We start from the raw sequence: 553 nt of genomic DNA, 5'->3' as shown, positions 1-553 counted from the left end.
GGCCAAGAATCAACGTCGCCTGAAACTGTTCACCACTACACCGTCGGCAGTGTGTTTTATGATGAAGACGCACAAGTTTCCGAAACGCCACTAGCACCACCTTTTCATTCGTTTGCTAGCCTGTTAAATCGCAATGCACTGCGAGTTCATGATTCAAAATCAGATCTTGATGAGCTCGATATTGGTTGGTTCGAAACGTTGGCTCCTCATTGGAACCGCGCTTTATCAGAAACGCCATATTTGAACGCGGGTCTGACGGCTTTTCTTGGTCTTGCGAAAGACTTCTCTCATTCAAAATACCAAATTGGAGATGGGTTAGGCTCTAATCTTATCTATCGGTTTATTCACGCTCGATAGTTCTAAGCATCTACCTTGTTGTTATTTAGTGATGTTTAGGAGCTTTTTTATGTTTGATTCAATGATGGGCGTCTTGCTTGCCTTTTGGCATCAAGACTTTTCTGCACTTATGGCGCCAGGAAGTGCAGGGATTATTTATATTGTCGTGGCGACATTAATCTTTTTGGAAAGTGGTTTTATTCCTGCTGCGCCATTT

At 43.0% G+C, this 553-nt stretch carries 1 protein-coding gene and 1 pseudogene; both read left to right on the top strand.

Annotated elements, in window-relative coordinates; genetic code table 11:
* A partial coding sequence (locus tag R7Q11_RS28540; protein ID WP_225467270.1) for a hypothetical protein occupies positions 1 to 357 on the top strand: 357 nt, incomplete at its 5' end.
* Positions 358 to 406: 49 nt separating this feature from the next.
* Positions 407 to 553: pseudogene (locus tag R7Q11_RS28535) on the top strand (DedA family protein); the annotation flags it as partial.

Source organism: Vibrio sp. 970 (assembly GCF_033339075.1).
Note: the sequence above shows the minus strand (reverse complement) of the source record. Positions and strands in the feature narration are given on the sequence as shown.